This window comes from Membranihabitans maritimus, from assembly GCF_021729145.1.
Lineage (GTDB): Bacteria > Bacteroidota > Bacteroidia > Chitinophagales > Saprospiraceae > Membranihabitans > Membranihabitans maritimus.
In genome coordinates, this window is record NZ_JAJSLW010000041.1 from 1 (window position 1) to 8,499 (window position 8,499).

Annotated in this window: 5 protein-coding genes and 1 riboswitch; of the genes, 3 read left to right on the forward strand and 2 right to left on the reverse strand. The window is 39.5% G+C overall.

Translation table 11 applies throughout. The features are described 5' to 3' along the window. Positions 1-200: 200 nt before the first annotated feature. Together LVD47_RS23100 and LVD47_RS23105 are read right to left on the reverse strand one after the other, a co-directional pair. Positions 201-1,361, reverse strand: a complete 1,161-nt coding sequence (locus LVD47_RS23100) for a trans-sulfuration enzyme family protein (protein WP_236981049.1) — start codon at positions 1,359-1,361, stop codon at positions 201-203. Between the two features lie 7 nt (positions 1,362-1,368). Beyond that, a complete protein-coding gene (locus LVD47_RS23105; protein ID WP_236981051.1) occupies positions 1,369-1,785 on the reverse strand; it encodes an OsmC family protein in 417 nt (138 codons plus the stop codon). 151 nt (positions 1,786-1,936) lie between these two features. Beyond that, a riboswitch (SAM riboswitch) is annotated at positions 1,937-2,036 on the forward strand. Positions 2,037-2,159: 123 nt separating this feature from the next. Between LVD47_RS23105 and LVD47_RS23110 the strand changes: the two genes are divergently transcribed. The 3 genes from LVD47_RS23110 (at position 2,160) to LVD47_RS23120 (ending at position 8,239) form a co-directional block, all read left to right on the forward strand. Further along, the gene (locus LVD47_RS23110; RefSeq protein WP_236981053.1) at positions 2,160-3,452 is read left to right on the forward strand and encodes an O-acetylhomoserine aminocarboxypropyltransferase/cysteine synthase family protein; all 1,293 of its coding nucleotides are present in this window, start codon (positions 2,160-2,162) and stop codon (positions 3,450-3,452) included. Between the two features lie 66 nt (positions 3,453-3,518). Then, a complete protein-coding gene (locus LVD47_RS23115; RefSeq protein WP_236981055.1) occupies positions 3,519-4,550 on the forward strand; it encodes a homoserine O-acetyltransferase family protein in 1,032 nt (343 codons plus the stop codon). A gap of 224 nt (positions 4,551-4,774) precedes the next feature. Continuing rightward, positions 4,775-8,239: a pyruvate carboxylase gene (locus tag LVD47_RS23120; RefSeq protein ID WP_236981057.1), complete on the forward strand. Its 3,465-nt coding sequence runs from the start codon at positions 4,775-4,777 to the stop codon at positions 8,237-8,239. The last annotated feature ends 260 nt before the right edge of the window (positions 8,240-8,499 follow it).

The window sequence follows — 8,499 nt, forward strand, 5'->3', positions numbered from 1 at the left end:
GAGCCGTATGATGCGAGAGTATCACGTACGGTTCTGTGAGAAACTCGGGGGGAAGTTCCCCGGGTTTACTCGACAACTGATATTGCAACACCTTTATTGTGAATAGATTACAAGGATGTGTGTTTGTGTGAAATATTTTTATGCGATATGAATATTCTATTAAATTTTATTGGTTGATTCGATCAAATTTCAATTTAAAATTAACTTTTTAACGCCTGTGAAATATCTTCCTTAATATCTTCAATTTCCTCCAAACCTACTGAAATTCGAATAAGCTGGTTGGAGATGCCAGCCTTCAGGCGGTCTTCTTCGGACATTTTACTATGAGTGGTGGTAGCGGGATGCGTTACAATTGTCCGGGTATCTCCCAAATTCGATGTAGTAGAAATAAGTTGGAGTTTATTAATGAATGTAAAGACATTGTCTATATTTCCTACTAGTTCAAAAGTGACAATACCTCCTCCCATTTTCATTTGTTTTTTTGCCAGGTCGTATTGTGGAAAGTCCGGAAGAAAAGGGTAATAAACTTCTTTAATCTCTTTACAATTTTGTAAGAAATTGGCTAATTGCATGGCATTTTCGGAATGTGCTTTCATTCGGAGAGGTAAGGTTTCAATGCTTTTACTTAAGATCCAGGCATGAAAAGGCGATAATACCGGGCCCGTATGTCTTGCAAAGAAGATGACGTCTTCCATATATTCAGCATCTCCTACGATGATTCCTCCGAGAACGCGACCTTGTCCGTCAATATATTTGGTAGCGCTGTGGATAATTAATTGAGACCCGTAGTCATCGGGTTTTTGTAAAACAGGGGTAGCAAAACAATTATCTACCACAAAGAGGAGGTCGTGTTCACGGCAAAATTGACCGCAAAGCTCCATGTCCACTATTTTTAGACCGGGATTGCTTGGAGTTTCGATTAAAAATAGCTTCGAATTTCCTTGCAGGGCATCGGTCCAGGTAGTCGGTTTATCCGGATCAACATATGTAGTGGTAATTCCAAATTTTGATAGGATATTGTTTAGTATCTGATGTGAAGAACCGAAAAGGGCACAAGAAGCAATTACATGGTCACCGGTTTTTAATTGACTGGCAAGCGCAAGATATACGGCAGCCATTCCCGATGCTGTGGCAAATCCATCGGATTTATTCTCAAGAATACATACCTTTTTAATAAACTCGTCGAGATTGGGGTTTGAATATCTCGAATATATTTGTCCATTCCTTTCTCCTTCAAAGGTATCCCTCATGTCTTCAGCGCTATCGAATGTAAAGCTACTTGTCAAGTATACAGGTACACTGTGAGGGGTATAATTTTCCTTATTGGATTGGGTGCGAATAAGTTTTGTTTGTTCTTTCAAGATACCCTTAATTTTGTATTGTGAATCGATGATTAATCTTTGCTGTTGGTTTCAGAATTTGAGCAACCGAACAGTACTTGTCCATACTTAGGTTGACGGCCCTTTGCGCTTTTTTCTCATCAATATCCCCAAAGAGAATAAAATGGATGTTTATTTCCGTAAAAAGAGAAGGTTCTTTATCTTTTTCCCGCTCAGCTTCTATTTCGACTTTAATATCTACCAGTTCTTGTTTTTGTTTTTCAAGAATAGTAATGACATCTATTGCGGAACAACTTCCCAGTGACATTAAGACCATTTGCATGGGACGAACGCCTTTGTTCGTTCCGCCAATAGATTCCGAAGCATCGGTTTCGACTGACCGGCCGTCTTCGTTGAAGGATTTTAAATGGTATTTTCCTGAGATTCTGTTAATTTCGACTTTCATTACTTATCAATGTTTAACGTAGATTCATATTCTTTCATTCAATGTTCAAAAGTACTAATTGTTTCCGTTGAGAACTTTATACTTAATGAAAATGCAAAACTATTAAATTTATTTTTACATTTGTAGGTAGAATCAATCTTACTTGGAATGATTTTTATAAAGAAGGGTGGAGAGAACAGGCTCGATAAAACCCTAGCAACCGCCGGAATGGAAAGGTGCTAAATCCTGCCAAGAAATTGGAGATATAAAGACCATCATCTATATTTTCAAATTTGATCTTTTTAATTTCTCTTATTTCCGCTGGCAGCAGGCTTTAAAATAATTCCATCAAATTGATTGCAAAGCAATTTTTTATAAAAAAATAATGGAATATTATGTCAGAATTTAAATTTGAGACTCTACAACTTCACGCCGGACATGAGATTGACAATACTTTGTCCAGAGCTGTACCTATTTATCAGACAACGAGTTATGTGTTTAATAGCTCCGAGCACGGGGCTAACTTATTTGCGTTGAAAGAATTTGGGAATATCTATACGCGAATAATGAATCCTACCAATGATGTTTTTGAAAAGAGAGTGGCAGCTCTTGAAGGTGGGGTGGCAGCCTTATCGACAGCCTCTGGCCAGTCAGCGCAGCTGTTGGCAATAACCAATATAGTGGAATCCGGGGAAAATTTTATATCCTCCCAGGACTTGTATGGTGGAACATATAACCAGTTTAAAGTGACTTTTAAAAGATTGGGAATTAATGTGAAATGGGCAGATCCTACAACCCCCAAAACCTTTGAAGACCAAATTGATGATAAAACCAAAGCAATATATTTGGAAACAATTGGTAATCCCAGTTTTAATATTCCTGATTTTGAAGGAATAATAGCTTTGGCAAAAAAATATGATTTACCTGTTATTGTGGACAATACTTTCGGGGCAGGAGGGTATTTATTCCGTCCGATTGAACACGGTGCCAATATAGTGGTTTCTTCAGCTACAAAATGGATCGGAGGGCATGGTAATTCAATAGGGGGTGTAATAGTTGATGCGGGAAATTATAATTGGGGTAATGGGAAGTATCCACAGTTTACTGAGCCTTCCGAGGGTTATCACGGACTGGTATTTTGGGATGTATTTGGTATTGATGGACCATTTGGAAATATTGCTTTTATAATCAGGGCCCGGGTGGAAGGCCTTCGGGATCTTGGACCTGCCCTAAGTCCTTTTAATTCATTTTTGCTTCTCCAGGGGTTGGAAACCTTGAGTTTGAGAATGGAACGAACTTGTGCCAATGCACTGGAACTGGCAAACTGGTTACAGAATCATCCTAAAGTGAAATCTGTCAACTATCCGGGATTGGATTCACATCCTTCACACTCAAGAGCACTTAAGTATTTAAAAAATGGATTCGGAGGTGTACTTTCATTTGAAATTGATGGTTCTGCTGAAGCAGCGATAAAATTTGTTGATTCACTTGAATTGGTTTCACATCTTGCCAATGTAGGGGATAGTAAAACGTTAATTATTCAACCTTCAGCTACTACTCACCAACAATTATCCGATGAGGAGCAATTAGCTGCAGGCGTGACACCGACATCCTTGAGAATTTCTACTGGAATCGAACATATAGATGATATAAAAGCCGATTTACAACAGGCTTTTGATAAATTGTAGGAGCAGTTGAGACTGTTAGAATTTTAGTTTTGGAGTACAGACTTGTCAAATTTGTGAAAAGTATTAATGAGTTTAAACGTCTTTAAATATGAGGAGCCGTTTTCCCTGGAAAGCGGAGAGGAATTAAAATATTTTGAATTGGGGTATTCAACTATGGGTACCCCTAATTCGGATAAGAGCAATGTAGTCTGGATTTGTCATGCACTTACAGCCAATAGTAATCCCGAAGAATGGTGGCCCGGTTTAGTGGGTAATGGCAAGGTGTTTGATCCGAAAAGCGATTATATTATTTGTGTAAATATGTTGAGTTCGTGTTATGGGAGTACCAATCCCAGTTCTATAAATCCGGAAACATCAGCACCTTATGGCAGGGATTTCCCTTTGATTACGATCCGCGATATGGTCCGGGCAATGGATTTACTTCGGCAGGATCTCGGAATCGAAAGTATAGAAATGGGTGCCGGTGGTTCTATGGGTGGTCAACAATTACTGGAATGGGCGATATTAAAACCGGACCTATTTAGAAATTTGTTTGTGATCGGGACAAATGCGGTCCATTCTCCCTGGGGGATAGCTTTTAATGAAGCCCAACGCATGGCACTGGATGCTGATCCTACCTTATGGGATACCTCAGAAAATGCTGGCAAAAAAGGGCTGCAAGCGGCCAGAGCCGTTGCCATGCTGTCCTATCGGAATTATACTGCTTTTTGGGATACCCAACAGGACGATCCAGAAAAAATTACAAGCTTTAGGGCGAGTTCTTATCAACAATACCAGGGAGAAAAACTTAGTAAGCGGTTTAATGCACAGTCCTATTATTTTTTATCAAAATCAATGGATACTCACAATGTTGGTAGAAATAGAGGAAGCGTGAGTGAAGCGCTTTCAAAAATTAAAGCAAGGACTTTGGTTATCGGAATAAATACGGATTTCCTGTTTCCCCCGCAAGAACAAAAAAGAATTGCGTCAGGAATACCCCATAGTGAATATCATGAGATCTCTACCCCGTATGGGCATGATGGATTTTTAATTGAATGGGACTTACTTGATTCCTTAATTTCCAGTTTTAAATTAAAAAAATCGGAAAGTATAAACTAAAAATAAATACTATTCTTATTTGACTATCAATTGGTTTTATTTCCTTTTTTAGATTCAACCCCTAAATAAAAATGGTTAATCTAAAATCAGGTTGGAAAAGGAAGGAAAGAATAGGAATAATCTTTAGCATTTAATTTGTATTTTCCCCGAAATTTAGTATTTAGTTTATCTAAATTCGAATAAGGATTGAGATATTATTAATAAGTAAAAAATAGTTTTAACAAATGGAATATCGTCACAAAAGGTATAAGAAAATTTTAGTCGCCAATAGAGGTGAAATTGCAATTAGAATTTTTAGAGCAGCAACGGAGCTAAATATTCGTACGGTTGCTATTTATACTTTTGAAGACCGCTATTCTTTACATCGATATAAAGCGGATGAGGCCTATCAAATCGGCCCGGACGAAGAACCTTTGAGTCCGTATCTCGATATTGATGAAATTATCAAGGTAGCGAAAGCAAATGGAGTAGATGCCATCCACCCCGGCTATGGGTTTTTATCCGAAAATGTTCACTTTGCCAGGAGGTGTCGTGAGGAAGGGGTTATCTTCGTTGGGCCTACACCTGAAATTATGCAGGCGCTCGGAGATAAAGTCAGAGCAAAAGAAATTGCTGAAGCGGTAAAAGTTCCTACAATACAGGATAGCCAAATAGACATTTCTTCTGAAGAAATATTACTGGATGAAGCTGATAGGATTGGATTCCCTATTATGGTAAAAGCTGCGGCAGGTGGTGGCGGAAGGGGCATGCGTGTTGTGCGGGACAAAGAAGGTTTGATCAATGCGTTCAAAGAAGCAAAAAGGGAAGCTAAATCTGCTTTTGGTGACGATACGATTTTTCTCGAAAAATTTATTGAAAATCCCAAACATATCGAAGTACAAATCCTGGGGGACCAATATGGAAATATTGTGCATTTATATGAGCGGGATTGTTCTGTTCAACGAAGGTTCCAAAAGGTTGTGGAAGTAGCACCCAGTGTCGGACTTAATCAGGAGACCCTCGACCAGTTGTATGAATCTGCTCTTAAAATTGCTAAACACGTAAATTATGTTAATGCGGGTACAGTGGAATTTTTGGTTGATCAAAGCCAGGAAATCTACTTTATTGAAGTGAATCCGCGAATTCAGGTAGAACATACCATTACTGAAGAAATTACAGGAATTGATATCGTTCGGAGCCAGATCCTCATTTCAATGGGATTTGAATTGGGCCATGAAACGATTTTTATTCGTGATCAAAAAGATATCCAGATCAGTGGATTTGCCATTCAATGCCGTGTGACAACTGAGGATCCGGAAAATAATTTTAAGCCGGATTACGGTACCTTGATAGCCTACAGGTCTGCAAGTGGTTTTGGAATTCGCCTCGATGCAGGAAGTGCATTTCCCGGGTCTGTAATTAGTCCTTTTTTCGACAGTATGCTTGTTAAAGTTTCATCCTGGGGTAGAACCCTGGAAGGCTCTGCTGATCGATTGTACAGAGCATTACTGGAATTTAGGATTAGAGGCGTCAAGACAAATATTGGTTTCCTTTTGAATCTGTTGGAAGATCCGACTTTCCGTGCCGGGAAAGCTACCGTAAATATGATCGCAGATAAGCCTGAATTAATGAATGTACCCCGAAGAAGAGACCGCGGTACTAAAATGTTGCGATATCTGGCAAATGTAATTGTCAATGGTAATACAGATGTAAAATATATTGACCCTACGAAATCATGGAGGCCGGCGAGAATCCCAGAATTTGACCGCAACGGGGACTTTCCTAACGGGACAAAGCAAATTTTAGATGAAAAGGGACCTAAAGGGCTTGCGGACTGGCTGAAGAACGAAAAGCAAATACATTTTACAGATACTACGTTCAGGGATGCACATCAATCCCTTTTAGCTACGCGTATGCGGACAGTGGATCTGCTCAATGTAGCCGAGAGCTTTTCGAAAAACCATGGGAGCGATATATTTTCGATGGAAGTGTGGGGGGGTGCTACTTTTGATGTAGCCATGCGATTTTTAAAAGAAGACCCATGGACCCGACTCAGATTGATCCGTGAGAAGGTGCCAAATGTGATATTGCAAATGCTTTTGAGGGGATCGAACGGAGTAGGATACAAGGCATATCCTGACAACTTGATCGTATCTTTTATAGAAAATGCAGCTGAAACAGGAATAGACCTGTTTAGAATTTTTGACTCGTTGAACTGGATTGAAAATATGAGAACCAGTATTCGTACGGTAGTCAATAATACTAATGCCATTGCGGAAGCCTGTATTTGTTATACCGGAGATATATCGGATCCTTCTAAAGACAAGTATAATCTTGAGTATTATGTAAATCTAGCCAGGGAGTTAGAAGCCGAAGGGGCCCATATTTTAGCCATTAAGGATATGGCGGGCTTGTTAAAGCCGTATGCCGCCGAGCAATTAATAAAAGCATTGAAAGAATCTGTTTCTATTCCTATTCATTTGCATTCTCACGATACCGCTTCCATTCAATCCGCTACGTATCTCAAAGCAATTGAAGCAGGGGTGGATGTAGTAGATGTAGCCATGGCATCTATGTCAGGTTTGACCAGTCAACCAAATTTTAATTCATTAGTAGGAGCAATGCAAGGGCAGGATCGTGGAACGGATATAGACCTGAAAAGTTTAAATAAATACTCAGATTATTGGGAAACGGTTCGTTCGTATTATTATCCTTTTGAGACTGAGTTGAGGGCGGGTACAGCTAGTGTTTACCGGCATGAAATTCCAGGAGGACAGTATTCTAATTTGAGACCACAGGCAAGAGGCCTGGGGCTGGAAGATAAATTCGATACGATTCGTGAAAACTACCGAATCGCTAATAAAATGTTTGGTAATATTGTAAAAGTTACACCCTCCTCGAAAGTAGTTGGTGATATGGCCATGTTTATGACTTCGAATAACCTTACCGAGCAGGATATATATGAAAAAGGAGAAAGCCTTTCATTCCCGGAAAGTGTAAAAGCTCTGTTTAGAGGGGACCTGGGACAACCATACCAGGGTTTCCCGGAAAAATTGCAAAAAGCAGTATTAGGGGAAGAAAAACCTTACACGGAAAGACCAAACGCCCACCTGAAGCCCATTGATCTGGATAAAGAATTCAATGCTTTCAAGGAGGAATTTGGTCCCTATGTAAATTACCTCGACTTTTTGAGTTGTCAACTTTATCCCAAGGTTTATCGTGATTACCACAAACACTATGAGACGTATGGTTTGGTGAGGACATTACCTACCTGGCCCTTTTTCTACGGTATGAAAGAAGGACAGGAGATCCTGGTCCAACTGGATAAAGGGAAAACCCTGCTTATAGAATACCTTAATAAATCAAAGCCAAATGAAACCGGAGAGGTTCACGTTTCATTTAAGCTCAATGGACAGGCCAGAACTGTAAAAGTGCAGGATGATAATGCCAGTGTTGAAAAAGTAAAACACAAGAAGGCGGAGAAAGTAACCGAGGTAGGGTCTCCACTTCAAGGAAATTTATCCAAGATTTTCGTGTCTGAAGGAGATAAAGTGGAAAAGGGTACCCCATTGTTTGTAATAGAAGCTATGAAAATGGAATCGACCATTACTTCACCAATGGCCGGAGTTGTGGAAAAGATCCACCTTTCTGAAAAAACGTTGGTTCACCAGGATGATTTGGTAGTGGAGTTGGACCCGGAAAGAGGGTAGAAGACTTTAGCAGTAGGTTCTAAGGTATGATTTTATTAGTATTTGGGGCTTTAAAGGTGGAAGCGGGTTTTTTTTACTTTGGGACGGGAGACCGGAGATCGGTACTGAGAGCTTGAAGTCGTAAAAGATGTCAATTGGATTGATCTTTTAGGGATCATGGTGAATAAATGTAAAGTTTAATTCGGGATATTCAGAAGTAACTCAAATACTTGGTTATCAGGATATTAATTTGTATTTTAGATAAAATAAAACCCCGAAAA

Coding starts and splice junctions, on each gene's coding strand:
- LVD47_RS23115 (WP_236981055.1), top strand. CDS start 3,519: ATGAGTTTAAACGTCTTTAAATATGAGGAGCCGTTTTCCCTGGAAAGC.
- LVD47_RS23110 (WP_236981053.1), top strand. CDS start 2,160: ATGTCAGAATTTAAATTTGAGACTCTACAACTTCACGCCGGACATGAG.
- LVD47_RS23120 (WP_236981057.1), top strand. CDS start 4,775: ATGGAATATCGTCACAAAAGGTATAAGAAAATTTTAGTCGCCAATAGA.
- LVD47_RS23105 (WP_236981051.1), bottom strand. CDS start 1,785: ATGAAAGTCGAAATTAACAGAATCTCAGGAAAATACCATTTAAAATCC.